At 36.1% G+C, this 24,833-nt stretch carries 28 protein-coding genes and 1 riboswitch; of the genes, 17 read left to right on the top strand and 11 right to left on the bottom strand.

What is annotated here, in order from left to right:
• Positions 1–121: 121 nt before the first annotated feature.
• Entirely contained in the window at positions 122–418 is a 297-nt protein-coding gene (locus tag TY11_RS06950; RefSeq protein ID WP_042144428.1) for a heme biosynthesis protein HemY, read from the top strand.
• Between the two features lie 183 nt (positions 419–601).
• On the opposite strand, the gene TY11_RS06955 is transcribed toward TY11_RS06950, so the two are convergent.
• Positions 602–2,224 carry a catalase gene (locus tag TY11_RS06955; protein WP_042144431.1) on the bottom strand — a complete coding sequence of 541 codons (1,623 nt, stop codon included), beginning with the start codon at positions 2,222–2,224 and terminating at the stop codon, positions 602–604.
• Positions 2,225–2,395: 171 nt separating this feature from the next.
• Between TY11_RS06955 and aac(6') the strand changes: the two genes are divergently transcribed.
• Together aac(6') and TY11_RS06965 are read left to right on the top strand one after the other, a co-directional pair.
• Positions 2,396–2,836, top strand: a complete 441-nt coding sequence (gene aac(6') / locus TY11_RS06960; RefSeq protein ID WP_052345768.1) for an aminoglycoside 6'-N-acetyltransferase — start codon at positions 2,396–2,398, stop codon at positions 2,834–2,836.
• 109 nt (positions 2,837–2,945) lie between these two features.
• Positions 2,946–3,533 (top strand): lysophospholipid acyltransferase family protein, encoded by a 588-nt coding sequence (locus tag TY11_RS06965; RefSeq protein WP_042144433.1) that lies wholly within the window; start codon positions 2,946–2,948, stop codon positions 3,531–3,533.
• A gap of 41 nt (positions 3,534–3,574) precedes the next feature.
• Here the strand turns inward: TY11_RS06965 and TY11_RS06970 are convergent, their stop codons facing one another.
• Positions 3,575–4,060, bottom strand: a complete 486-nt coding sequence (locus TY11_RS06970; RefSeq protein WP_042144434.1) for a QueT transporter family protein — start codon at positions 4,058–4,060, stop codon at positions 3,575–3,577.
• Between the two features lie 7 nt (positions 4,061–4,067).
• Positions 4,068–4,112: riboswitch (PreQ1 riboswitch) on the bottom strand.
• 220 nt (positions 4,113–4,332) lie between these two features.
• Between TY11_RS06970 and TY11_RS06975 the strand changes: the two genes are divergently transcribed.
• A complete protein-coding gene (locus tag TY11_RS06975; protein WP_042144438.1) occupies positions 4,333–5,196 on the top strand; it encodes a VOC family protein in 864 nt (287 codons plus the stop codon).
• Between the two features lie 376 nt (positions 5,197–5,572).
• Here TY11_RS06975 and TY11_RS06980 read toward each other — a convergent pair whose 3' ends face one another.
• The 5 genes from TY11_RS06980 to TY11_RS07000 all read right to left on the bottom strand — a co-directional run bounded on the left by TY11_RS06980 (position 5,573) and on the right by TY11_RS07000 (position 9,385).
• On the bottom strand, positions 5,573–6,175 hold the full coding sequence (locus TY11_RS06980) for an alpha/beta hydrolase (protein ID WP_042144439.1): 603 nt from the start codon (positions 6,173–6,175) through the stop codon (positions 5,573–5,575).
• Between the two features lie 99 nt (positions 6,176–6,274).
• On the bottom strand, positions 6,275–6,718 hold the full coding sequence (locus TY11_RS06985) for a MarR family winged helix-turn-helix transcriptional regulator (protein ID WP_042144441.1): 444 nt from the start codon (positions 6,716–6,718) through the stop codon (positions 6,275–6,277).
• Between the two features lie 158 nt (positions 6,719–6,876).
• On the bottom strand, positions 6,877–7,809 hold the full coding sequence (locus tag TY11_RS06990) for an aldo/keto reductase (protein WP_155982680.1): 933 nt from the start codon (positions 7,807–7,809) through the stop codon (positions 6,877–6,879).
• A gap of 101 nt (positions 7,810–7,910) precedes the next feature.
• Positions 7,911–8,666: an ABC transporter permease gene (locus TY11_RS06995; RefSeq protein WP_042144445.1), complete on the bottom strand. Its 756-nt coding sequence runs from the start codon at positions 8,664–8,666 to the stop codon at positions 7,911–7,913.
• The gene (locus tag TY11_RS07000) at positions 8,663–9,385 is read right to left on the bottom strand and encodes an ABC transporter ATP-binding protein (RefSeq protein WP_042144447.1); all 723 of its coding nucleotides are present in this window, start codon (positions 9,383–9,385) and stop codon (positions 8,663–8,665) included. The genes TY11_RS06995 and TY11_RS07000 overlap by 4 nt, the downstream gene beginning before the upstream one ends.
• Before the next feature lie 188 nt (positions 9,386–9,573).
• On the opposite strand from TY11_RS07000, the gene TY11_RS07005 reads away from it, so the two are divergent.
• Genes TY11_RS07005 through TY11_RS07020 form a run of 4 tightly spaced genes read left to right on the top strand, consistent with a single transcriptional unit; the run spans position 9,574 to position 13,423 of the window.
• Complete coding sequence (locus TY11_RS07005; protein ID WP_042144450.1) at positions 9,574–10,101, top strand: hypothetical protein; 528 nt, start codon at positions 9,574–9,576, stop codon at positions 10,099–10,101.
• A gap of 24 nt (positions 10,102–10,125) precedes the next feature.
• Positions 10,126–11,406, top strand: coding sequence for an ABC transporter permease (locus tag TY11_RS07010; protein ID WP_042144452.1), 1,281 nt, complete (start codon positions 10,126–10,128; stop codon positions 11,404–11,406).
• Between the two features lie 17 nt (positions 11,407–11,423).
• Entirely contained in the window at positions 11,424–12,308 is an 885-nt protein-coding gene (locus TY11_RS07015; RefSeq protein ID WP_052345769.1) for an ABC transporter ATP-binding protein, read from the top strand.
• Positions 12,305–13,423, top strand: a complete 1,119-nt coding sequence (locus TY11_RS07020; protein WP_042144454.1) for an ABC transporter permease — start codon at positions 12,305–12,307, stop codon at positions 13,421–13,423. The genes TY11_RS07015 and TY11_RS07020 overlap by 4 nt, the downstream gene beginning before the upstream one ends.
• A gap of 466 nt (positions 13,424–13,889) precedes the next feature.
• Here the strand turns inward: TY11_RS07020 and TY11_RS07025 are convergent, their stop codons facing one another.
• Positions 13,890–14,306 carry a universal stress protein gene (locus tag TY11_RS07025; RefSeq protein ID WP_042144455.1) on the bottom strand — a complete coding sequence of 139 codons (417 nt, stop codon included), beginning with the start codon at positions 14,304–14,306 and terminating at the stop codon, positions 13,890–13,892.
• Between the two features lie 328 nt (positions 14,307–14,634).
• Here TY11_RS07025 and TY11_RS07030 point away from each other — a divergent pair, with 328 nt between their 5' ends.
• The 7 genes from TY11_RS07030 to uppS all read left to right on the top strand — a co-directional run bounded on the left by TY11_RS07030 (position 14,635) and on the right by uppS (position 21,170).
• A complete protein-coding gene (locus TY11_RS07030) occupies positions 14,635–16,113 on the top strand; it encodes a SulP family inorganic anion transporter (protein ID WP_042144458.1) in 1,479 nt (492 codons plus the stop codon).
• Between the two features lie 303 nt (positions 16,114–16,416).
• Positions 16,417–17,262, top strand: coding sequence for a DUF2785 domain-containing protein (locus TY11_RS07035; protein WP_042144460.1), 846 nt, complete (start codon positions 16,417–16,419; stop codon positions 17,260–17,262).
• A gap of 11 nt (positions 17,263–17,273) precedes the next feature.
• Positions 17,274–17,840, top strand: a complete 567-nt coding sequence (locus tag TY11_RS07040) for a GNAT family N-acetyltransferase (RefSeq protein ID WP_042144462.1) — start codon at positions 17,274–17,276, stop codon at positions 17,838–17,840.
• A gap of 80 nt (positions 17,841–17,920) precedes the next feature.
• Positions 17,921–18,253 (top strand): PadR family transcriptional regulator, encoded by a 333-nt coding sequence (locus tag TY11_RS07045; protein WP_042144464.1) that lies wholly within the window; start codon positions 17,921–17,923, stop codon positions 18,251–18,253.
• Entirely contained in the window at positions 18,250–18,882 is a 633-nt protein-coding gene (locus TY11_RS07050; protein WP_042144465.1) for a DUF1700 domain-containing protein, read from the top strand. Before TY11_RS07045 ends, TY11_RS07050 begins: the two co-directional genes overlap by 4 nt.
• Before the next feature lie 103 nt (positions 18,883–18,985).
• Complete coding sequence (locus TY11_RS07055) at positions 18,986–20,449, top strand: DUF4153 domain-containing protein (protein WP_042144467.1); 1,464 nt, start codon at positions 18,986–18,988, stop codon at positions 20,447–20,449.
• A gap of 13 nt (positions 20,450–20,462) precedes the next feature.
• Entirely contained in the window at positions 20,463–21,170 is a 708-nt protein-coding gene (gene uppS / locus TY11_RS07060; RefSeq protein WP_052345770.1) for a polyprenyl diphosphate synthase, read from the top strand.
• Between the two features lie 273 nt (positions 21,171–21,443).
• Here uppS and TY11_RS07065 read toward each other — a convergent pair whose 3' ends face one another.
• Positions 21,444–21,785: a YqzG/YhdC family protein gene (locus tag TY11_RS07065; RefSeq protein ID WP_369797399.1), complete on the bottom strand. Its 342-nt coding sequence runs from the start codon at positions 21,783–21,785 to the stop codon at positions 21,444–21,446.
• Between the two features lie 44 nt (positions 21,786–21,829).
• On the opposite strand from TY11_RS07065, the gene TY11_RS07070 reads away from it, so the two are divergent.
• Both TY11_RS07070 and TY11_RS07075 read left to right on the top strand, forming a co-directional pair.
• Positions 21,830–22,219: a VOC family protein gene (locus TY11_RS07070; RefSeq protein ID WP_042144472.1), complete on the top strand. Its 390-nt coding sequence runs from the start codon at positions 21,830–21,832 to the stop codon at positions 22,217–22,219.
• 185 nt (positions 22,220–22,404) lie between these two features.
• Positions 22,405–22,977, top strand: a complete 573-nt coding sequence (locus TY11_RS07075; RefSeq protein ID WP_042144474.1) for a biotin transporter BioY — start codon at positions 22,405–22,407, stop codon at positions 22,975–22,977.
• Positions 22,978–23,067: 90 nt separating this feature from the next.
• Here TY11_RS07075 and TY11_RS07080 read toward each other — a convergent pair whose 3' ends face one another.
• Complete coding sequence (locus TY11_RS07080) at positions 23,068–23,571, bottom strand: GNAT family N-acetyltransferase (RefSeq protein ID WP_042144476.1); 504 nt, start codon at positions 23,569–23,571, stop codon at positions 23,068–23,070.
• A gap of 10 nt (positions 23,572–23,581) precedes the next feature.
• Positions 23,582–24,712 carry a conserved virulence factor C family protein gene (locus tag TY11_RS07085; RefSeq protein WP_042144478.1) on the bottom strand — a complete coding sequence of 377 codons (1,131 nt, stop codon included), beginning with the start codon at positions 24,710–24,712 and terminating at the stop codon, positions 23,582–23,584.
• Positions 24,713–24,833 lie beyond the last annotated feature (121 nt).

Raw genomic sequence — 24,833 nt, forward strand, 5'->3', positions numbered from 1 at the left:
CTAGTATACATGAAAACACTGCTCGTGAATATGTGATTTTGTATCTAAGTTGTTTAAATTGTTTTTTTCTGTAAAAACTGAAACAATATAGAAGAAAAAAGTAAAAGGAGCTACATATAATATGAATTGTAAAATAAATCGTAATGCAGCAAAAGTATTAAAAAAGATGTTAGAGACAGAAGAAGCACAAGGTAAAATGATCCGTGTAGTTGTCACACATGTTCATGGCGACCATGCACATTACGATGTTGAACTTGATACACCAACTGAGAATGATGAAGTTGTAAAAACCGATAAAGATATTGATATTATTTTGGAAAAAGGGAATGAGTATCTAGATGGTGTGTGGATTCAGTATTTCTATGTTCCACAGGAAGAAATGTTTATTACAAATCCTAAGTTTGGTCATCATCATTAATAATATTGTTTTTTTTGGCAGGGGCATAGGCCTCTGCCTTTTTGCATTGTTCCAGCGGTGTTAATAGTAGAAACATTATATTGTGTTTGCGATTGAAAAGAAGAATGAGGTAGTGCTATATATACATCATTTAAAATCAAAAGCATAAAAAAGAGACACCATCATGGTGCCCCCAATCCATTATTAATAAGGCTCAGCATCCCGGCCTTTTTTCACAGCATCATCCACTGCTTCTGCGGCATCTTCTTTGCCTAACGGTCGGAATTCCTCCCCTGCTTCCATCTGCATATCACCCATTTCTTTGGTCTTTGCTGCAATACCTTCACGTAAGCGGCGACCATACTCTTCATCTGCTTCTTCGGCTAAGGCGATCATTTTATCTTGGATTCGTTTGTCGCAAATGGATAAATCATTAACTAGGTTGTTAATCAACTCGTCCTTTTCCCATTGTTCGAAGCGGCGGTATGTTTCACCTGCTTGCTTTGTATTATCATTTCGGTCAATGGACTCCCTAACAAGATTTCCTTCTATTTTTGGTGTGTATTCTTTCCCAACTTGCTCGGCCTCTTTTAATCCGCCAAGTATGGATGGTTCATAGTTAATATGTGGATTTTGTCCAGGTGCTTTATCATTATAGTGACGTAGTTGGCCACCTTCTTGATTCGTAGCAACACGCTTTTTGGCAGCGTTAATAGGTACTTGTAAATAGTTTGCTCCAACGCGATAGCGCTGTGTATCAGAATATGAGAAAGTTCTTCCTTGTAACATCTTGTCATCAGAGAAATCAAGACCATCTACTAATACACCAGTACCGAATGCGGATTGTTCGACTTCCATAAAATAGTTTTCTGGATTTTTATTCAGTACCATTTTTCCGACTGGAAGCCATGGGAATTGGTCTTCAGGCCATAATTTTGTGTCATCTAATGGATCGAAGTCGAGTTCTGGATGTGGTCCATCCTCCATAATTTGTACAAACAACTCCCATTCCGGGTAATCACCTTTTTCGATTGCTTCATATAAATCCTGTGTGGCGTGATTAACACTTTTCGCTTGAATTTCTGATGCTTCTTTGACTGTTAAGTTCTTAATTCCTTGTTTTGGTTCCCAATGATATTTAACTAGAACGGCTTTCCCCTCACTATTTACCCATTTATAGGTGTTCACTCCTGATCCTTGCATCATGCGATAATTCGCTGGAATACCCCATGGGGAGTAAACAAAGGTTACCATATGGAAGGATTCCGGTGAATTCGAACAAAAGTCAAAAAAACGTTCGGGATCTTGCATGTTCGTTACAGGGTCTGCTCGGAAAGCGTGAATCATGTCTGGGAACTTCATGGCATCGCGAATAAAGAAGATTTTTAAATTGTTTCCTACTAGATCCCAGTTACCATCCTCTGTATAAAATTTAATTGCGAAGCCACGAGGGTCACGGGCTGTTTCGGGGGAATCAAGTCCTCCCACAACGGTTGAAAAACGAACAAATACAGGAGTTTGTTTTCCTTTTCCGTTGAAAACCTTTGCCCTTGTATATTTGGAAGCAGGCTCATCACCTACTGTCCCATATGTTTCAAAGTACCCGTGTGCACCAGCCCCCCTTGCATGTACAATTCGCTCTGGAACTTTTTCCCGATCAAAGTGACTGATCTTCTCAATGAAATCGTAGTTTTCTAATGTAGCTGGCCCGCGGTTACCAACCGTTCTTATGTTTTGGTTGTTTGTTACGGGATGACCTTGTCTCGTTGTAAGTGTGTCTTCATTCTCAATATTCGTTTCTGGAATATCATTTGGATTATTAACCATATTTCTCACTTCTTTCTTATGTACTTGAATCACAGTATCTATACTTACCATATCAACATAAAATTAACCTGATTTTTAGGAAGGATTTTACAAATAACAAAAGTAGTTGAAGGTAGAAACATAAAAGGATATTCTATGCTTAGAGATTAGATTTTTGAGAGGGTGTTTTGGGTGGGGAAAGTAATTGTTGCAGGTAAAGAACAGGTTGATGATCTTATCAAACTAGCGATGAAAGTTTACACAGGTAGTACGTACGATGGATTACAACAAGAATTTCATGATATGTTTCAAACTGATAAACATAGGTTTCTGTTATATTTAGTAAAAGAAAAACCAATAGCATTCATGCACCTGTCTATTCGAGTAGATTATGTGCAAGGCTGTGAATCTAGCCCTACAGGATATTTAGAGGGGGTATATGTAGATCCAGATTATCGAAAAAAGGGAATATCAACAGCATTGTTTAATGAAGGGAAAAAGTGGTTATTAGAAAAGGGCTGTAAACAGATAGGGTCGGATATGGAAGAAGGTAATCATACCAGCTATTCCTTCCATATGAGTGTCGGATTTAAAGAAGCGGGACGTCTTGTCACGTTTATTCAAGACCTATAGTAAGTAATGTGTTAAAAATACCACATAACTATTCTATATATATTAGTATCAGGTGCTATTACTTTGTGGTAAAATTAAGGTAGTGTTTATGAAGAAGTGAGGAGTATACATGTATAAATTTGCAGCAACAGTAGTAAAGGGCTTTCTAAGCCTTTTTGGAAGAATAAAAGTTTATCAAAAAGATAATTTACCAACGTCAGGCAGTTATGTTATTGCGTGTACCCATACAGGCTTTGTTGATATTCTATGGTTAGGTATAGCCACTTTACCAACAGAAATTCATTATATGGCGAAAAAAGAACTGTTTGAGACGAAGTTATTGAAATGGCTAATGGAAAGCTTACATGCTTTCCCTGTAGATCGGGACAATCCGGGACCTAGTGCAATTAAAACACCAAGAAAGCTTTTAAAGCAAGGGAAGGTTGTTGGAATCTTCCCGAGTGGAACACGTTCTAGTGAGGGTGCTCCTCTTAAACGTGGTGCTGTAACAATTGCAGCACATGCAGAAGTTCCAATTGTACCAGCTGCCTATGTAGGTCCGAATAATTTTAAAGATTTATTTAAACGAATTAAACCAAGATTAATTTATGGAGAACCGATTTATCTTCCGGAAGGTCTTTCTAAAAAGGAAGGTATGGATGTTTTAATGGAGCAGTTGGATAAGAAAATGAATGCATTGCAAAATAGTATTAAATAAAAAAAACCTTCACAGTCTTTACAAGCTGTGAAGGTTTTTTATTATATCATTTTATTAAAGTCTAAACGTTTATTAAGAGCATAAATAATCGGTATACCAATCGCTAATACTGCCAGTTCCCCAGCTGCTGTAGTTAACCATGTAAATAAGAATGGTAGCTCTAATGCTAAGTTAAGTTCAAATGCGATAATAAACATATTGAACGTAAACACTAGTGTATTTGCTACTAGTAAAACCATTATGTTCTTAATGTATTTACTTAAAAGAACAATAATACTAAGTGATATTGCAGAATGTGCAACACCGAATACTAGGTCATACCAGCCTAGTGGTGAGAACAATAGGTTGTATAGAAAAACACCTATTACAATACCAAAGAAAAATTTCTTATTGAAAACAATAAGATGGTTAAATACTTCGGAAATACGGAACTGTACGTTCGTAAATCCAAATGGAACGATGAGTGCTGATACAGCAATGTACAACGCTGCAATCAACGCATTCACCACTAATGTTCTTGCTTTCATATTAATCTCTCCCTTAGTTTTTTTACGTGGGATGGTTTCGAACCACGTCTTGCAAGCAACTAATCTAGTATAGTACAGATTTTTGAAAATAGAAAGAGGTATTTTCTCTCCTTTAGATACTATAGCTTTTGACAAATATTATAACCAAATACGTAGACAATATTTGTAACAAGTAGCTCATTCTTTCTTGACAAATAGCACAGGTGAAATTATACTTACGTTAAGTAACTGAGTGAAAAATAGTAACAAATTATTATAGAGGAGTTAATTAAATGGAAAAGAAATTCTTTCAAAAACCTACAACATATATTGGGCAAGTAAATATAAATGTAAATAATTTAAAGAACTCATTAGATTTTTATCAAAGAGTATTTGGGTTTCAAATTTTAGAACAATCAGAGCGAAGGGTAGCTCTATCTGCTGATGGTGTTCAACCGTTACTTATCTTGGAACAACCTGAGAATGTTGAACCTAAAAGAGGTAGGACCACAGGACTTTATCATTTTGCAATTTTACTACCTAGACGTGCAGACTTAGCAAATTTCCTACAGCATTTAGTTCAAACAGAAGGGCAAACTTTGCGTTTAGGAGCATCAGATCACTATGTAAGTGAAGCACTATACTTCGATGATCCAGATGGCAATGGAATTGAGGTAGCAGCTGATAAACCATCAACTAGTTGGAACTGGAATAAGGGTACTGTCGATATGGCAACCGTTGCACTAGATGCTAATGGTCTATTAGCTGAAAGTGATAAAGTATGGGATGGATTACCAAAAGACACGGTAATGGGTCATATTCACTTGCATGTTGCTGATTTAGAAGCGACGGAAAACTTCTATGTCAATGGGCTTGGATTTGATATTGTAACAAGATATCCTGGAGCATTATTTGCTTCCACTGGTGGCTATCATCACCATTTAGGATTAAATGTATGGAATGGTGTTGGTGCACCTGCACCTGCTGAAAATAGTGTCGGCTTAAACTGGTTTACATTAGTGATGGCTGATGAAGAGGCTAGACAGAATAAAATTGAAAGTCTTCGCAAAGTTGGAGCAGAGGTTGTGGCAGAAAGTGATTTCTTCGTTGTGAATGATCCTGCTGGGAATACCATTCAACTTAGAGTAAGCGAATAATGGATTGTTGGGGGACATCAATGGATACACAACAGATAATCAACCACTATAATAGGTGGTGCTCACTAACGTTTTCTACCATAAATTGATGCCTATCGTGAAGCTTTTGAACTAATGACAGGTCCTGAAATTGTTATGTTTATCGGTATTCAACAAGAAATTGAAGGTTCTACATTAATATAAATATGAACTTCATTGCCATACCCGTTTTATGTTGCAAACAGATATCGGTGGGGTGCAATTTAAGAATATTGCTAATACAATTGAATACTCGCAACAGAGGTTGCACCAGTTCTACCAAGAGAGACAAGTAAATATATAGTTGGGATATAACATAAACATGAGGTCTACAGATTAAAGTGTAGACCTCATGTTTTTATAAACTTTGATACCACGCAGCCGAAGCTCTTACCTCGCTAATGGTTAACTGATGACCTTTGTCTTCCCAATGAATCACAACGCTAGCACCAGCAGCCTCCAGTAATTCCTTCAAATCCTCTGATTCGTATGAAGGACAAATTGGATCGTTTGTTCCAGCTGAAATAAATGCGTGTTTACCTGATAAATCTGGTAATTCAATTCCTCTTCTAGGTACCATTGGATGGTGAAGGCTTGCTCCTTTTAATGCATTTTGATAGTGGAACAATAGGCTTGCAGCAATGTTTGCACCATTTGAATAGCCGACAGCAACAATATTATCGCGATCAAACGCATATTTCTCTGCTGCTTCATCCAAGAATTCATGTAACTCCTTTGTACGGAAGATTAAATCCTCTTCATCGAATACACCTTCTGCCAGGCGTTTAAAGAACCGTGGCATTCCATTTTCTAAAACATTTCCTCGTACACTAAGAATATTTGCCTCTTTATCAATGATTTCTGCAAGTGGTAGTAGGTCCTGTTCTGTTCCTCCTGTGCCATGAAGTAATAATAAAGTTGGTTTATCGGGATTAGTTCCTTTTTGGAAAATATGTCTCATATTATTAGTCCTCCCTTTTTTGATGTTATTTGATTCTGTTTATCTGAGTTAATTTTTGTTTGGAACAGTGTAGCAAGATGGATAATTCCAATTAGCTTCTTAATTACCATCCTTGTCCAAAGCCGCTTTTCTTCCTACCTGTTTTAATACATTTACAACTGTTTCCTTGTCCTCCTCGGAAATACCTTCGAACAATTCTTCGATAACACGTTGGTGTGCAGGGAAAATAGTATCAATAAGCTGTTTCCCTTCGTCTGTAATTTGGATATAAACAACACGTCTGTCATCCTTACAATTACTTCTTTCTAATAATCCTTTTTTCTCCAACTTATCAATAACATAGGTGATAGAACCTGTGTTTATTAATACAGCTTCAGAAACTTCTCTAACTGTAAGTCTTCCTTTATGATAAAGCGCTTCTAAGATTTCAAAATCAGATGTGCGCATTCCGTGGTTACTTATGTCATCTTTGATTACCTCTTGAAGGGACTTAGAGGCCTTCATCAGAACGACGAATGCTTTTAGTGAAAGATTCTCGCTCATTTTAACACCTTCTTATCATGAATTTCATTATTATGAATTTAAATATCTTTAATTAAGTATATTTTAATGAATTACGGACTACTTGTCAAATGTACTACTACTAGCATTGACAGTTACAACAATAATAAGTAAATAAAAAAAGAGGGAAATATTCCCTCTTACGAAAATATCCTGTTAATCAATTCGAATTCATCTTTACTTAGTTGAACTTCTAGTGTAGATAAGTTTCGGATAACCTGTTCGGGTTTCTTGGCTCCGGGAATTACGCAGTCGATCGCGTCTTGCGCTAGGTAACAAGCTAACACGAGATTAGAAATCTCTGTATCCTTTGCAGCTGCAATTTCTCTCAGCTTCTCAACTTTTGCAAGGTTGTGCTCAAAAGCTTCCCCTTGAAAGTGGGGCATCTTGGAACGGAAATCATTGAAAGTAGTTTCTTTGGTATACTTTCCAGCGAGTAGACCGGATGCAAATGGGAAGTATGGTACAAAGGAAATACTATGTTCTAGGGTGTAAGGGAAATAGTCTTGTTCTGCTTGGCGATTTAATAGATTATAATGTCCTTGTAATACATCAACATACCCATCTTGGTTGGCTTCTTTCAGTTGTTCTGGTGAAAAGTTAGATACACCAATTGCTCGGATTTTCCCAGCATCCTTTAATTCTTTTAAAGCACCAACTGCTTCATATTTCGGTGTGTTTTCATCAGGGTAGTGTATATAGAATAAATCAATATAGTCTGTTTGAAGTCTTTTTAGGCTTGCTTCAACGGTTTCGCGTAGATATTCTGGGGAGTTATCGATCATTTTTTCACCATCAACAAACTTTTGCGTTCCTTTCGTAGCGATAATAAGGTCGTGGCGTTTCCCCATTTCCTTTACTACTTCACCGATAATTTCCTCGGAACGCCCCATGCCGTATGTAAATGCCGTATCAATAAAGTTTAATCCTTCATTTATTGCTGTCTGCAATAAATCCCTATTCGTTTGTTCGTCAATATCCGGGTAAAGATTATGGCCACCAATAGCATTTGCTCCTAGACCGATTGGATTCACAACTAAATCTGTTTTACCTATTCGAACTTTATTTAGCAATATCATAACCTCCTATAAATAAGTTACTTTCATTCTATTGGAAACAGGCGTGTATATACAAGAAAAAGGGAACCCCCATCTACTTTGAGATTCCCCTTTAGTTAACTTCTTAGTTTTAAAAACTGCATTCGTTGATTAAATAAAGTAGGGTAAGATAAATATCCTAACATAATGCTAGTTACAACTGCTGTAGTTAATAATATAAACAAGATTAAAAGTTGAAATTGAACGGCTTGTACCGGATCAGCACCAGCAATAATCTGTCCACTCATCATCCCCGGTAACTGAACAAGTCCGATTGTCTTTTGGCTTTCAATCGTTGGAATAGTACTCGCTTTAATAGAGGTAATTAATTGTGTATGAATCGCTTGTTTAGGTGTGCCACCTAAGGTTAGGATAAGTTCTGTTTCGTCTTGGAGATTTTCCACTTCTGCTGTAAATCGATTTAAAAATAGAATCCCAAGCACCATCGAGTTCCCAATTACCATTCCACTAATTGGAATAATATATTGTGGTGTTGGTGGCACAATGTTTAAGCCTAATAAGATACTTTGAGTTAATACTTCAATAAAAATAAATGTAATAACGAGCTTCCAAGTAATCCCTCGAATAGATGTACCTTTTCTCCGAGCATTTTGTGTTGCTGCTCCAATCATTAATAAGATCATAAGGAGAATAAATATGATGTTATCTGTTTCAAATACATATTGTAAAACATAACCAACTGCTAGTAACTGAATAATGGAACGAACTGTTGCGATTATGGTATCTTTTTCTAACCCAAGTTTTAATGTCCGAGATAGGATAAGTGGGATTAGAACGAAAATTAGAGTTAATGAGAGTGTCAGATAGCTCATTCTACTTCCCCCTTTACAAAATCTTGAACACGTTTATCACGCGGGTTTTTTAATAAGGAACTTTCTCCTGATTCAATCAGTTCCCCATTCATCATCACCCATGTGAAGTGCCCGATTCTCAATGCCTGTTCTAAATTGTGGGTAATCCAAATCATGGTTGTTCCATATTTTTCATTAATTTTCTCAATGAGTTCCTCGATATCACGTTGAGATACGCGGTCGAGGGAAGACGTAATTTCATCTAATAATAATACTTCCGGTTTATTCACTAAAGTACGAGCTATAGACAGCTTTTGCCTCTGTCCACCTGACAGTTCCTTGGCATTTCTCTCCAAAAATTCCCCTTCTAATCCAACGTCATGCAGTAATTCTAACGCAAATTCTATATCAATCTTCTTTCCTTGTAATGTAAGTGGGAGTTCCAGATTTTCTAATACACTTCCTTTTACCATCGTTGCACTTTGAAGGGCGATGCCGACCTTTCTACGTAGTTCTACCGGATCATACGAATCTATGGATGTTCCTTTAATTAGAATTTCCCCGGAATCTGGAGAACGTAACCCATTACATAGCTTGAATAGAGTAGACTTACCAGCACCTGATGGACCGACAAGGGTTGTGATTTTGCCAAATGGGAACGCCCCAGTGATGTTTTTTAATATATGTAGACCATCTGCTGAATAATGAACGTTTTGAAATTCGACGGCAGCTTGAATCATGTTTATCACTTCCTTATGTGTGTTCCTGTATTTAATGTTCCTTATTAATAAAGATAACATTCTATATTCCAAAATAAAAAATAATAGAGAAAATTATTTCATAAGTATTACATCTGTGTTACAATATTTTAAACGTTTAAAATGTTCGGAATCAAATTGATTAATCATCAATCACGGGAGAGTTGAATATGAAAAAAAGTTTTGTTCTTTTATTTATAATGATAGGAGTCATTCTTGTTGGATGTGCAGAAAATCCAGCGTTAATAGGGATTAAAGAAAAAATACCGGAGTCTCCTGAAAGTGAAGAAACACAGATAGTGGGTAAACCTCCGGGTGTTGATGTATACACTATAGATGGTTCGACGTATGTACCTTTAGATGTTTATTGTTGGAAAGAGGAGAGCCTTTGTTCATTAGAACCCAATCCTCCTGAAGAACAACTTTATAATTTTCCACCTTTACAAGTGAGACCAGGACAAGGAATTACCTTATTACTATCTACTGACGAAATTCCTGAATCAGACCACATATATTATCCAGATCATATGGAATTAATACAAATAAAATTAGATGAAAGGAAAGAGGTAGAAATAAATAATGGTGAAATAATCGCACCTAAGGAAAGTGGGAGGTATTATTATTCTTTGAAATTACAATGGGACGGCGAGTTAAAAGGGCAAGCTTACTATGTCTTTAGTGTTAATGTGGCACAGTAATTCTATATAGCGGGGGGTGGTTTTTTGTTTAAGTTAGTTCGATTTGAAATAAAAAAAATATGGAATACTACCTTTTTTCGATTATTCTTGGTGGCGATGGTTCTATTTTTCGTTGGATATTATGTGTTTGTTTATATCAACACAACTCGTCTTGAGGATGTTACAAAACCATTAGAGGATGTTTTACAAACATTAGAACTCGGTCTTGAAGAAAATAAACAGGCTTTGGAATCAGCGAAAGAAGAATTAGAGATAAAAGAACTAGAAGAAACGATTGAGTTTGAAGAGAACTATATAAAAGAGAGAAAAACAGAAATAGAAATACTAGAAGAAGAGAATTGGGACGCTATCCTACAAATTTGGATAGAGGATGCTGAGCCGTATGCTGAGAGTATGCGAAATTCTAACGATACACATACCTATACTCATCCAACCTTGTTTAATTTAGAAACTTATGTAGCGATTAGCAAATGGATGCAAGAAAAGGATATTACACCATTATTGCCAGCGGATAGACATTTTTCTTATCTGACATTTTATGATCAAGAGGTTAATAGTACTAGTCGAGCAGAAGCTGAACTTATCATGGAGTTTTTAAAAGAACAGAGTAATAAATATTCATCAACAAGTATACATTATTTATTTCGACTCTTTGGTATATTGTTCAGTTTAACTGGGGCAGTTTTCTTTCTTTTCCTATTAGGAGATATCGTTACAAAGGAAGGACTAGGTCGAAATGGGTCAATTAATTTACTACATACCCAACCAATTAAGCGTCATAACATTCTAGCCAGCAAATTTTTCACAGCTATGTTAATAAGTTTATTAATTCTGGTATCCGCCATTTTATTTTCCATCATTGTTGGAAGTGTTTTTGATCGTATTGGTGATTGGCACTATCCAGTATTAATCTATGGAGAAGATAGAACATTTACACTGATGAGTATGGGGGTATTCCTAATCAAAGCAGTGGGGATGTTTATGTTAATTTTGTTTTTCTGTTACACGATACTGTTCCTATTTTCAATCATAACAAAACGTGCATTAGTGGCTTTAGGATTAACCATTGCTACTATATTATTCGGAATATTAGTTGGTGAAGAATTAATAACGCTTGGCATTGCACAATATATCCCATTTCAATATTTTTCTGTCTTTGAAGTATTAACGAATGAACTAGCATTAACATTGGAAAATTTTAATCTCACTTATACGAATGGAATGATTTCGTTAAGTATTGCTAGTTTAGTTCTTTTAGTTGTGATTTATCTAGTCTCTTTCATTCAAACAAAAATCAGTAATTAGTGTTGGGGAGTGGTGACGTGATTGTAGAGGTAAGCAATTTAAAGAAACGATATAAGAAACAAATGGTTCTGAAAGGAATTGATATACAAGTAGAGACACCACAAATTATTGCGTTAGTAGGTCCGAATGGTTCAGGCAAGACAACTCTACTAAATTGCATGACAAATCTACTTTCTTTTCAAGAAGGAAAAGTAAGATTGTTAGGAAAAAAACATAACGATGCTTCCATTTTTCAACAAGTATCTTACTTGCAGGATAACCGTCTTCTGTATGGAAACCTGACAGGGTATGATCATTTGGAATTTATTTGTAGGGTGCAAAATATAGCCATTTCTAAAATTAAAGAGGTAGCAATGCGCGTGGGCATGGAAAAGTATTTAAAAAAACGTGTTCGTAATTATTCACTTGGAATGAAACAACACCTGCTACTTTCTATGGTTATTATCAATGAACCGAAACTTTTATTGATGGATGAACCATTAAATGGACTAGATCCAACTAGTGCAATTAATATGCGTAAGATTTTACTAGAATTATATAAGGAAGGAACGACCATTATTGTATCTTCCCATAATCTAGATGAGATTGACCGATTAACAAATACGATTTACTTTATGAAAAATGGTGCTTTGTTAAAGGAATCTCTACAAGATATATCCTCAAAAAAGTACCTTATCACAATAAATGATATCGATAAAGCTAGGAAGGTATTGAACGAAAAGAACATTCCGTTCACTGTAACAGATAAGTACCAGGTGGGATTTGAAGAAACGGATATAAACTTACAGAGCTTTATTGATTGTTTGAATGATAATGATCTTATGATTAGAGACATAGAAGCCCAAAAAGTAGGAGCGGAGAAACGTTATCGTGAACTTTTTGAAGAGGAGCTTTCCTCATGAGGTTGTTGTCATTTGAGTTGAAAAAAATAATCTTTAGTAAAAAGTTTTTGTATATTTTACTCGGAATTGTTGTTGTCATTGCTTTATTGATGGCCCGAAATATAGTATTTGAATCGTCTATTCAGAAAGAGGCAAGAGAGCGAATTGATGAATTGTTGGAGTTTAACTTTGCTAATTCGAATATCCACCAAGCCGTTCTTGAGGCTGACCCAGAGGATGAAGAAGAAGAGGAGCTTCAACGCTTAAATAGTGCGATGATTAATATACTGTATGAAGTAAGGGAATTACAAGCACCAAATCGGTTTGAAGAAAGGTTGAAACTGGAGACGGAGTACTATTCCATTGCGGAAGAGTATAAACAAAAAGGTGGAGATCACTTATTATCCTATCAGGAAATTTCCCATTCCTTAGCTTTAAATGAAAAACTACTAGAGTCCAGTATTCCACCTGAACATGAGAACTATAGTAGAGCGTTACCGAATTTTATTAAACAAGTAGTGGATCTGTTCATTAATTTGGGTGCGATTATTATTATCCTCTTACTGATAGGGGAGATCATGTCATCGGAATTTGAGAATCGTTCTATTAATTTATTGTTTACACAGCCGTTGAAACGAACACATATTATTACAAGTAAATTATTAGCATCGATTATTCTTTACGTAGTGACAACTGTTTTTCTATTAGTAGTAACGTTAATCATTGGATATGTTTTTGGATATAAAGGATTCTTTGACTATCCAATTGTAATAGAAGTAAACCAGCAAGTAGAAACTGTAACAATAATAGAGTATCTTCGATTGGCGATTACTTTGGTTTCAGTCAGCATATTCTTGATTATTTCACTATGCCTGTTGTTTAGTATATTTTTTAAGTATACACTAGTAACGCTATTTAGTGTCTTAGGAGCATTACTAATTGGTTATGTATTGACTGAATTTGTTTCATGGGCTCCATTAGCTTGGTTTAATCCTTTTCAGTATGTATTGCCTAAAGAAATGATACTTTTCCAGAATGGTAGAGAATGGTGGCAAGGAATTCCGGTCACACTTTTGTTAACTGCTGTATTCTATATAGTAGCTAGACAGATGGTTAAAACTAGTAGGGTGGATTAATTTTCTTTGAGAATAAAAGTGATGGTGCCTGATTGAGTTTGTATATCTCGATCAGGCTTTTCACTTTCGTAGTAAAATTATGTATTCCATTCAATTGGCTACCAAGAAACTTTTCCGTATTTTCCAACCTTTGCTTCTGCCCAGATTATTAATTCGGGGAGAAACGTTAATCTCTAGTATGGGGAGAAGCAATTATTTGGTTATAAAATACTCCTTCTGGAGGGGGGCTGGACAAGTCCACCGTTCCTTTATCCAAGAACCATTCCACATATGGTAAGTTCTGTTCATCTAATCGTTTTGAAAGAAAATCCGTCCTCTCGTTATTTTCATGGAAGATATATATTTTTCAGATTTGAAACTACACCTCATTTGCTCAGTGTCTTTAAATCATGCCAAACAACTCGGATTTGGGACATGTATATGCGATCTAACAAAAAAACTCCCAATAAAGGGAGTTGAAAGTTATTTATTTAACAATTAGAACGGGACTTGCCGCTCGTTTAGCCACCTTATGACTAACACTACCTAAAACCATTTCTTGAAATTTATTTAAACCACGACTTCCGAGAACAATCAGATCGTAATCATTTTTGTTCGCATGATCAACAATGGTAGGTCCAGGATCACCATTCAGGAAAATAACTTCGAAATCAATACCAGATTTCTTTGCTTTTTGAACGATAAAAGCAAGTTTTTCTTTTCCTGCATCTTCCGCATCTTTTCCCCAATTATTCAATACTTCATCTTTGGAATGCTTCGGATCAACAACATAAATAATGTCTACTTTTGACTGGGAGCTAAGTCTCGCTAGCTCAAATACTTTATCTCCCGCACGTAAGGAATGTTCCGATCCATCTGCTGCATAAAGAATCTTTTTAAACATGGGATTCCTCCTCTACCAATCTAATAACACCAAACCATAAATTACTATGCAAATAGGAACGTATAAAAATCTTTCCCGCTTGCATAAGAAAAACTAACACATTCGTAAAAGGAAGAGCGAATGCGAGCTTTTCTAAAAATTATTTTTCATATAGCATAATGGTGTCTAAAATCGATAATTTTTAAGAAATAACAAGAAAAGGACAAGTGTTTCCGCTTTCTTGCACATTTCACAAAAATGTTTAATCCCGTTATAATACAGTTTGTTTGCTACGGTCCCGACTTTCGTGAGAGTCGAAAGTCATCAAAACATAAAAAGAGGTGGATGAATGTATATTGAAAAAATGAAAAATGAATGGTTTGGAAATATCAGAGGTGATATTTTAGCAGGTATTGTTGTAGCAATAGCTTTAATTCCTGAAGCGATTGCGTTCTCTGTTATTGCAGGTGTGGATCCGATGATAGGACTTTATGCATCCTTCGCTATTGCTGTAACCATTGCCTTTGTAGGTGGACGTCCAGGGATGATTTCTGCCGCGACAGGTGCTACGGCGTTATTAATGGTTACATTGGTTGCGGAGCATGGATTGCAGTATCTATTAGCAGCAACCATCCTTACTGGTGTTATCCAAATTATAATGGGTGTATTAAAACTAGGTCGATTAATGAAATTTGTTCCCCGGTCGGTAATGATTGGCTTTGTAAATGCACTTGCCATCATGATCTTTATGGCTCAATTAGAGCATTTCTCCGGTGCAAATTGGGAAATGTATGTAATGCTAGCAGGAGCTTTAGTAATTATTTATATCCTACCAAGGTTTGTAAAGGTAATTCCAGCCCCATTAGTGGCGATTGTTGTGATCACAGCAATTGCAATTTTTACGGGAAGTGGAGTGAAAACAGTAGGTGATATGGGTGAGTTAACACAATCCTTACCAATTTTCTTATTCCCAGATATTCCACTAAACTTTGAAACATTACAAATTATATTCCCTTATGCATTGTCTATAGCAATCGTTGGTTTAGTAGAATCTCTTCTAACAGCTTCTATTGTAGATGATATGACCGATACGAAAAGTGATAAGAACAAAGAAGCAAGAGGACAAGGGATTGCCAATATTGTATCTGGTTTATTTGGTGGAATGGCAGGTTGTGCGATGATTGGTCAGTCTGTTATAAACGTAAAATCGGGTGGCCGAGGTAGACTTTCGGCTTTTGTTGCTGGAGCATTTTTAATGACATTGATCATATTATTTAATGGACTGCTAGTTCAAATTCCAATGGCAGTTCTAGTTGGTATTATGTTCATGGTTTCCATTAGTACGTTTGATTGGTCTTCTATTAAGAATATGCGTAAAACACCAGTTACGGATACCATTGTCATGTTAGCCACTGTTGTAACGGTGTTATTTACCCATGATTTATCAAAAGGTGTTTTAGTTGGTATTATCCTAAGTGCAATCTTCTTTGCTGCAAAAATATCTAAAGTGAAAATTACAACTCTGGCAAGTAATAATGCAAAGGTTAAAGTATACAGAGTTTCTGGTCAACTATTCTTTGCTTCTGTTACGGAGTTTGTGGATAGCTTTAACTACAAAGAAAATGTAGAAGAAGTAAAATTAGATTTAGCTAATGCCCATATTTGGGATGATTCTGGTGTAGGGGCAATTGATAAGGTTGTGCAGAAGTATCATCAGAATGGGGTTCAAGTAGAAGTTGTTGGATTAAATGATGAGAGTAATAAATTAATAGACAAGCTTGCTAATTATAATAAGCCTGGTGGACTGGAGAATGTTTCTGGTCATTAGGGTTTGGGGAGAGAGTTGACTTCGGTTGGCTCTCTTTTTTGTGTTATAGAGGCTTTCGGTTTCTGAAAGATATGGGATGACTTGATACATCATCTTAAGACTGATTTGTGGTTGGAATGAATAATGAGAGACCTCTATACATCATTTTAATGGAGGTCCGGAGTTGAAGTGAATCATCATATTAAAGTCTTTCTCTATAAAAACAATAGGGGTTAAAGGTCATTTAATTGCATGGAAAAAGAAGGGATTTTATGTATTAGAATAGAATAGTATAAAGTTAACTACGAAATTAGGGTGATAAAAGTGGAAAAAAAGGAACTTCAATCAATACTTACCAATTATAGGGAAAGTAATTTTGAGTCTATTGGTTTAGTGGATAAAGACACAGTAACGAAAGCTATGCTATATCATATTGGAAGTACCGACCCAGAACTAAGAGACCATCTTATTTATCCGAGCTTTCTTAATTTAATGATTAACAACTACTATTCTCGACCAGAACTCAACCGAATAATGAATGTTTGTTTAGATGATGAGCATTTATTTTATAAGATAAATGAATCGGATAAGGATTCTGTTTTTACTAGGGCATTCTCTTCATTAATTATCGCTGCATTGCTCCACATTAATAGGCAGAATACATTTCTAGCTAATGATGAGATAGATGAAATTGCGGTTAGATTGGTGGACTATGTTAAGCAAGAAGAAGATGTGCGTGGGTTTGTGGAAGAAAAAGGATGGGCACATAGCATTGCACATATTGCGGATGCACTTGATGAACTCGTAAAACAACCACAACTTTCGAATGCTAGATTGAAAGAAATTACACTCACTATACTTGATAAGATGTATTTTGATAAAGGATATTTCTTATTCGAAGAGGATGAGAGAATGGTAACGACATTGATCTCAATACTACAACGGGGAATTGATCAACAGTTGATTTATGAAAAGATAGATGCTTTAACAGGCGAGCTCAAGCAAAATTTTGTAAATGGCAACATAGGGCATTTCATGCAGAGATTAAATTTTAAGCAATTTTTAAGGAGTCTACTTTTACACCTTGAAGTAATCAACAAACAGGAAGAGTTGCGTACTCATCTTAAACAAGCACTTATATCTATCAATCAATCATACTACAATACCTAGGAGGAACAACTATGAACCCAATACTAATCGATTTCCCAAGTGAATTTGAAACAGAGAGACTACTTATTCGTATGCCTAAACCAGGTGATGGAAAGGTAGTATACGAATCGAAGAAAGCGTCCATTAATGAACTTAAACCTTGGATGCCATGGGCGCACCGGGATGAAAGTGAAGAAGATGCAGAAGTTAATATACGCGAGGCTCATGTAAAATTCCTAACTAGAGAAGATTTAAGGCTGCTAGTTTTCCATAAAGATACAGGCATGCTAGTCGCAAACTCAGGTCTACACCGTATTGATTGGGAATTACGTAAATTTGAAATCGGCTACTGGATTGATACGCGCTATAGTGGAAAAGGCTATATGACGGAGGCGGTTAAAGGGATTGAGGATTTTGCCTATAACGAATTAAAAGCAAATCGATTAGAGATACGATGTGATACAAAGAATGTAAAGAGTCGTGCTATTGCTGAGCGATTAGAGTTTGAGTTAGAGGGTATTTTACGTAAGGACAGCTTGGATGCCTATGGGAAAGGACTTCGGGATACTTGTCTTTATGCAAAGGTAAGAGAATCCTAAAGTATTCTAAAAAGGGGCTTTACATATACCTCGAAATTCTATATAGTAAAGTTACCTAATAATTCTAGGTAGGTGAGAATATGTTTGATCGAGAGTTAGTGAAGGGAAGTACATCACTACTTGTCCTACAGCTATTAAACGAACGTGATATGTACGGCTATGAGCTAGTAAAGGAAATGGATCAGCGCAGTGACCATAACTTTCAACTGAAAGAAGGAACATTGTATCCAGCACTTCATAAGCTTGAAAAGCAAGAGTATATTGAATGTTATTGGCAAAATCAAGAAAAAGGTCCTGCTAGGAAGTATTACCGAATTACTGCTGAAGGTAAGGAAATGCTTGAGGCTAAAACAAGTGAATGGCATCGTTATGTTCAGGTGATGAACAACCTAATTGGGAGAAGTGAAACGTGAGTGCAGGGGAAGAAAAGTTTTTCCAGGAGCTTAATCAAGTTCTTGGAAAACACCCTGAAAAGGAGCAAATTATTGCAGAGTACCGGTCTCATGTATATGAATTTCTCCAAGAAGTTAAGATCCCAGATTCAGATATCTATGAAGCAATAACGATGCAACTAGGAACTCCAGATGAAATCGCAGAAATTTGGATAGAAGATGCCAAGGTTACACCAAAAAAGATGCAAATCCTATTTGTACTACTAAACATTTTGATTTTTCTTGGTGGTATTGCACTTACGATTGCCTATAATGTCTACCACTTTGAATGGATTGAAGCTTTGTGGAAAAGGTTGACGGCAGTACCTTCGATTATCATTATGGTTTATATGGTGTTTTGGGGACTACTTGGCTATGAAATAGGAAAAGAATTTGGTAGTGGTGGTTTAAAAATACTTCGTAGAACATTTACATACGCCGTTATACCGAATCTCGTATTGATGTATCTAATTGTATTTAAACTCATTCCACACGAATGGTTTCAGCCATTTTTAAATGGTCCGTTTATTCTGGCCTGTATCTTATTAACAATTATATTATATCCGATAAGTTGGATTGGATATCGTTGGGGAAGGAAAGCATCTGTTTAGAAAGGTCACCTTGCCCACGGTATCACGTAAAATCAGCAGTTTTTTGGCTTATATACATAGAATTGCTATGTATATAGATTAACTACATAGGTGGTGAAATAAGATGAAAGATCGACAAAAAAGTTTATTGTTTTTATTTATTTGTCTAGGTCTCGGAGTATTAGCGGAGATAAGTTTCTTCCATGGAATCATAGGGGTATCCTATCCTATTTTCATTGCAGCATTTTATGCTGTGCTTTATTACCGTTTTGGATTTAAGTTCAATCACCGTAGAATTGGCTTACTGTTAATGGTGGTGATTTGGATACTATCAGCATCATACCTGTTCTTTGATAATGAATATTTTTATATGTTGAATATCTTAGTAATACCTGTGCTAGTGTTCATTCATATTGTATTAATCACAGCTCCAAATCATGTGGACTGGATCTCGGTTCCATTCTTTCATCGCGTTATACAGAAGTTTTCGCAAACATTCGGCTATGGAAAACGGTTGGTAAAAGTCTTCTTTAAACGAGTATTGTTTAAACAAATGAAAAATGAGACTGCACAAACGATTAAGCGGATTGTAATGGGACTTTTAATCGGTGGACCGTTATTGTTTTTCATTACATTTCTCCTAATGTTAGCAGATGTGAATTTTGGAAATATGGTGATGAAGGTACCGGAGTTTATTCTAAAATTGAATTTCTTTGAAGGTGTCTTCCGATTTATTGCAGTGCTTCTATTAACCTTACTGTTCTTTGGTGCATTCCAAATACTATATAAAAGATATGTGCCACCAATTGTTAGACCAACATTCGATAAAAAGGAAACACAATGGGACGGCATAACACTTGCGACAATCCTAGTTTTATTAAATAGTATATATTTATTGTTTGTCGCGGTTCAATTTAAATACTTTTTTGGAGATACACTTCAGGACAATTTAACATATGCAGAATACGCAAGAAAAGGTTTCTTTGAACTGTTATTAGTAACATTGATTAACTGGTCAATATTATTAGGTTGCTTAAAATTTGTTACAGCCAAAAAAGAAACAATGGGTTATTTTTTAAAGATTCTATATTCCCTACTTATTGTAGTAAGTAGCATTATGCTTACATCTGCATACTTGCGCTTAAGTATGTATGAGACAGCATATGGCTTTACCCTAGAAAGAATTTTAGCACATACATTCATGCTATTTTTGATTGTAATTTTTGCCTATACCTTTATTCGTGTTTGGCTAGAAAGAATATCCTTACTTCATTTCTATTTTATTGCTGGGTTAATTTTTTACACAGGGTTGAATGCTATTAATTTGGAAGAAATAATCGTTGAAAATAACTTAGAACGTTATGAAGAAACGGGGAAGATTGATATTTATTATTTAAATTACTTGTCTTATTCCGGTATTGATGGACTGATAACCTTATATGAGGATAATCCCAATTATCCAGAGTTGAAAGAGATACTTCAAAGCAGAAAAGAAATGATAGGGGATCTGGAGCTAGATAATTGGCAGTCATTTAATTTTAAAAAACAGCAGGTTGTGGAAAGACTTCAAGAATTGGAATTAAATTAAAAGGAGGAGTTCGATGAATACGGTCCCGACACATGTAGCTCTTATTATGGATGGAAATGGTCGTTGGGGAAAAAAGAGAGGGCTCACCCGGAGTGAAGGACATTACGCCGGTACGAAGGCGATGGAAGAGATTATCGATGCAAGTATGGAACAGGGCATAAAAATTCTAACATTATATGCTTTTTCAACAGAGAACTGGAAGCGACCAAAAGATGAAGTAAATTATCTGATGAGCTTGCCAATTAAATTCTTTAATCAAAAGCTTCCTGAATTTATGAGGCGAAATATAAAAATCCTTATTTCCGGTGATATCGAAGGACTTCCTAAGCGAACAAGGAATGCTGTTGAGAAGGCAATGGGGAAGACGAAGAATAACACTGGATTAATCGTAAATTTCGCCTTGAATTATAGTAGTAGGAGTGAAATTCTTCAAGCAATTTACCGTGTCCTTAAAGACGCTAAGGAAAATGAGATTTCCATTGATGACTTAGATGAGTCAACCTTTGAAAAGTATCTGTATACAAGTGGTCTACCAGATCCAGATATCGTTATTAGAACTGGTGGAGAGAAACGGGTGAGTAACTTTTTAATGTGGCAATCTTCGGAGTCAAGGCTATGTTTTGTGGATGAGTTATTCCCGGACTTTTCGAAGGATTTATTTATAAAAGCAATTAAAGATGAGGCAGACGATGCAATATCTTGGGAAGAGTGTGCAGGTTAAAGTTTTAACTTAGAGTGGCATAGTGCTAAGCGAATTTTCAAAGTATCCACCATGCTTTTTTCTTACAATAGAAACAATTTGTTGAGTTAGCTCACAATGGTTATCTTGGTACATTCATGATAACTACGAAAGATATATGAGAATAATAAATGGCCCATTACCTATTGAGGGTGGGCCGTTTCAATTTTGGATGTTAATTGGTTTTCTATCCATATTGCAATTAGTTTGATTATTTTTAGATGCCTTAATTCAACTGGTTGTGGTATCATTCAATTAACTAGACACTTCTCGATACTTAATATCCACTATTTCATCTGTGTTATTGTCAAACGTGATATCAATAAATACACCAAATTCTTTATCGGGTGCTTCGAGCCACAACTTAAAGGTTTCCGTAGAAGTTTCAATCCCTTTTTTTCGACCGACATGTAAATAATCAACAATGTTAGCGTTAGGATATTTTTCTTTTACCTTTTGCATGGCTAAACGGCCCCATTTTGCATATGGTGGCTCTTCTTCTTGGGCTGACACACTTTCTATTGGTTGACTGATGGTGAACACTCCAAAGAATAGAAAAGAGCAACAGATAAATTTGATAAATGTTTGTTTCATCATGATAGGAACCTCGCTTAATACATTTTTAGAATGGAGTGAGTTAAATGATATTTGAAATGACAATCCAAATTCGTGTAACTGATTTTGAAAAAGGACTTCAGTGGTATCAATTATTATTAGATAAAGAGCCTGACTTTATACCACACGCGGGCTTTGCGGAATGGGAGCTTATCCCAGGGAGCTGGCTTCAGTTGGCTGAGGGTATTCCTACTGAAGGAAGTGGGCCTATAAGATTAGGTGTGCAAAACATAGAAGAGATTAGAGGTAGGCTTATGAATGAACTGGGTCTAGAAGGTTTTGAAATTTTTTCAAGAGCGGAAGTACCTGTAAAATGGTGTACGTTTTCGGACCCTTGGGGAAATAGAATTGGTTTATTTGAGTATTTGGATAAAGAAGAAGAGGCTAATAGGATAAGTGCATTACTACAGAAATAATTGATTAATTGATATTTGCGCAGTGATGCGCTTTTTTTATTGGTAAACATATTTGGATAAAAACCTCATAAAAAAACCTAAATGTTAACCCGTTTATTTTTTGGTTGACAATATAACGTTCGCCATAATATAATTTTGGAAGTTAGTTAAGTCGGAGGGATTTTTCATTTAAAGGGGTTGTACATATGAATCAACAAAGTAGAAAGTTAAGAGTTATGATGAATGTTGCGATATTTGCGGCCATTACGGGGATTTTAGCACAAATAGAAATTCCACTACCACTAATTCCAATTAGCGGACAAACACTTGCAGTTGGTATTGCTGCAGTTGTACTTGGTAGTCGACAAGGTACACTAGCGATGATATGTTATATGGCTATTGGTGCTGTTGGTGTGCCTGTATTTGCTGGGTTTGGCGCGGGAATACAAGTGTTAGTCGGTCCTTCCGGAGGATATGTATTTGGATTTATTGCCGCTGCTTTTATAACTGGTCTTATTTTAGAAAAGACCAAGTTCACTATCCCGATGGCATTTATTGCAAATAGTATCGGGATGTTTATTACGTTAACATTTGGTACGATTCAATTAAAGTATGTGTTAGATTTAGAATGGAGTGCAGCTCTTGTAGCAGGTGTCTATCCATTCCTTGTTGTTGGTTTTATTAAAGCCTTCTTGGCAAGTTGGATTGGAATAACGGTAAGGAGTAGATTAATACAAGCAAATCTACTTAAGGTAGGTCCTCATAAAGGTATTGCATAGTAATGCTAGAGAGTAAGGCAAAGAGTATTGCCTTACTCTTACTTGTTAATAAGATCTATAATAATATTCTTTAAAAATTTAAAAGTTAACCTATTGGATTATTATTTTTGACATATAGTATTCATCCACATATTCGCCTTTGATGAATAATGAATCTCTTTTGGTTCCTTCAATCTCAAATCCCATTTTTTTATAAAGGGCTAACCCTGATTCGTTTCTGGAGACCACTGTTAATTCTAATCGATGAATATTGTGATTAGCTGCCCACTGATCTAGCTTATTAAATAGCAAGGATCCGACACCTTTCCCCCTATAATCCTGATGAATTCCTACTACAAGGTATGTGGTGTGTTTAGCTCTATTTGGATTTCCGCCAATAGCAAACAGATAACCAATTAAACGTTCATCTTGTTCAGCCACAAGAATAGTTGAATTATCTTCACCTTGGATTCTTTCAATCATCTTTTGCTGGTTTTCAGGCTGGACTTTTCTTTCCCCTGGCTCCCATAGCATATAGTTTGAGGTGTTTTCTACATGTTGAATAAGTCCAGCCAAGTTAACTGCATCGGTTGGTTTAGCTTCTCTAACTCTCATTTGGATCCCCCTATTTATCTTTATTAATCAATTGTGACATCTGATGCCAGATGGAACCTTTTCCTTCTTCTCCACCTTGGATACGTGCTAGTGCCATTTTCGCCTGCATCCGTACTTCAAATTCGGGATCTTCAAGTGATTCTTGCAGTGCTGGAATGGCAGATTCATCGCCTATTTCATATAAAAACATTGCCGCACGCCAACGCACAAGCCTGCTTTTGTCTTTTAATGTTTCTATCATTTCCGGAATTGCTTCTGTAAAACTTAAGTCTGATAAACAATCTCCAGCGGTTCTTCTTACATTTACTGCTTTATCTTTCAATGCTTTAAATAAGTATGGTAGTACCTTCTTATCGTCTAACATTCCTAGGTATGCAGTAGCTAGTCTGCGAATCGATGCTTTTTCATCATCTAGTGCTTTATCCAAAACAGGTAAGTCATCTAGGGTTGGATCCATCTTATCAAGTGCTGCATAGCGTTCTCTCCAGTCAGGATGATCGAGCATTTCTAATGTGACTTTAATCCAGCGTGATGGAGCAGTTTTATTATCCAATGCATACTGGACTAATTCTCTCAAACGCTCATTATCATATGTAGCTGATATTTCTTCCGCTACCTCTTTGCCAATTTCCTCTACTCCACCATAGCGTGGACCTTGTTCTACCCATTTACGTTCCGATAGCATATTGTCTGATGTAGATGATGCCTCAATGGCCGCGTTCATGAAACGATCCGGGAGGCCAATTCGATGCTCCGTATCTCCTTCCTCAAGCTTAACTTGAGTTGGAATGAAGCGGAACATTTGAACGAACACTTTTATCTCTCCAAAATGGTCATCCGTTGATGGTTCAACTGAAGTTTCGTTGGTTTGCTTTTCTTCAGCAGAACCCAGTTTACGTTGAACTTCTGGTAAAATATCTTCCCAAGGAGTCCGTGCATCACGTTCCAATGCAATAAAATCAATTACACGATAGATTCCTTTTACCCCTTTAATTGAAAAAAGATCTTGTATATAAGAAGGGGCGTCTCCCAGGTCATCGCCAAGTTTATAGTTTTCTGTTTTTCCATCTGGCATAGTCTCGTCTACATTAATTTTCATGGAATATGGGCTTGGTGTAGGTTCGATTGATATTACATTCATATGAATCTCCCTTTCGTGTTTTGCTTATTAGGTTAATTCTATCAAAGGGGAAGAGGTCAATCCATCTATTAAGCTATTTTTAAGTTTGGAGGATGAACCCGAGACGTGATAGGATACAAAT

Origin of the sequence: Paucisalibacillus algeriensis (assembly GCF_000577245.1) — a bacterium.
GTDB lineage: Bacteria > Bacillota > Bacilli > Bacillales > Amphibacillaceae > Ornithinibacillus.

Bases quoted from the DNA above. Each gene is read 5' to 3' on its own strand.
- TY11_RS06950 (WP_042144428.1), top strand. From the start codon at position 122: ATGAATTGTAAAATAAATCGTAATGCAGCAAAAGTATTAAAAAAGATG.
- TY11_RS06955 (WP_042144431.1), bottom strand. From the start codon at position 2,224: ATGGTTAATAATCCAAATGATATTCCAGAAACGAATATTGAGAATGAA.
- TY11_RS06965 (WP_042144433.1), top strand. From the start codon at position 2,946: ATGTATAAATTTGCAGCAACAGTAGTAAAGGGCTTTCTAAGCCTTTTT.
- TY11_RS06970 (WP_042144434.1), bottom strand. From the start codon at position 4,060: ATGAAAGCAAGAACATTAGTGGTGAATGCGTTGATTGCAGCGTTGTAC.
- TY11_RS06975 (WP_042144438.1), top strand. From the start codon at position 4,333: ATGGAAAAGAAATTCTTTCAAAAACCTACAACATATATTGGGCAAGTA.
- TY11_RS06980 (WP_042144439.1), bottom strand. From the start codon at position 6,175: ATGAGACATATTTTCCAAAAAGGAACTAATCCCGATAAACCAACTTTA.
- TY11_RS06985 (WP_042144441.1), bottom strand. From the start codon at position 6,718: ATGAGCGAGAATCTTTCACTAAAAGCATTCGTCGTTCTGATGAAGGCC.
- TY11_RS06995 (WP_042144445.1), bottom strand. From the start codon at position 8,666: ATGAGCTATCTGACACTCTCATTAACTCTAATTTTCGTTCTAATCCCA.
- TY11_RS07000 (WP_042144447.1), bottom strand. From the start codon at position 9,385: ATGATTCAAGCTGCCGTCGAATTTCAAAACGTTCATTATTCAGCAGAT.
- TY11_RS07005 (WP_042144450.1), top strand. From the start codon at position 9,574: ATGAAAAAAAGTTTTGTTCTTTTATTTATAATGATAGGAGTCATTCTT.
- TY11_RS07020 (WP_042144454.1), top strand. From the start codon at position 12,305: ATGAGGTTGTTGTCATTTGAGTTGAAAAAAATAATCTTTAGTAAAAAG.
- TY11_RS07025 (WP_042144455.1), bottom strand. From the start codon at position 14,306: ATGTTTAAAAAGATTCTTTATGCAGCAGATGGATCGGAACATTCCTTA.
- TY11_RS07030 (WP_042144458.1), top strand. From the start codon at position 14,635: ATGTATATTGAAAAAATGAAAAATGAATGGTTTGGAAATATCAGAGGT.
- TY11_RS07040 (WP_042144462.1), top strand. From the start codon at position 17,274: ATGAACCCAATACTAATCGATTTCCCAAGTGAATTTGAAACAGAGAGA.
- TY11_RS07045 (WP_042144464.1), top strand. From the start codon at position 17,921: ATGTTTGATCGAGAGTTAGTGAAGGGAAGTACATCACTACTTGTCCTA.
- TY11_RS07055 (WP_042144467.1), top strand. From the start codon at position 18,986: ATGAAAGATCGACAAAAAAGTTTATTGTTTTTATTTATTTGTCTAGGT.
- uppS (WP_052345770.1), top strand. From the start codon at position 20,463: ATGAATACGGTCCCGACACATGTAGCTCTTATTATGGATGGAAATGGT.
- TY11_RS07065 (WP_369797399.1), bottom strand. From the start codon at position 21,785: ATGATGAAACAAACATTTATCAAATTTATCTGTTGCTCTTTTCTATTC.
- TY11_RS07070 (WP_042144472.1), top strand. From the start codon at position 21,830: ATGATATTTGAAATGACAATCCAAATTCGTGTAACTGATTTTGAAAAA.
- TY11_RS07075 (WP_042144474.1), top strand. From the start codon at position 22,405: ATGAATCAACAAAGTAGAAAGTTAAGAGTTATGATGAATGTTGCGATA.
- TY11_RS07080 (WP_042144476.1), bottom strand. From the start codon at position 23,571: ATGAGAGTTAGAGAAGCTAAACCAACCGATGCAGTTAACTTGGCTGGA.
- TY11_RS07085 (WP_042144478.1), bottom strand. From the start codon at position 24,712: ATGAATGTAATATCAATCGAACCTACACCAAGCCCATATTCCATGAAA.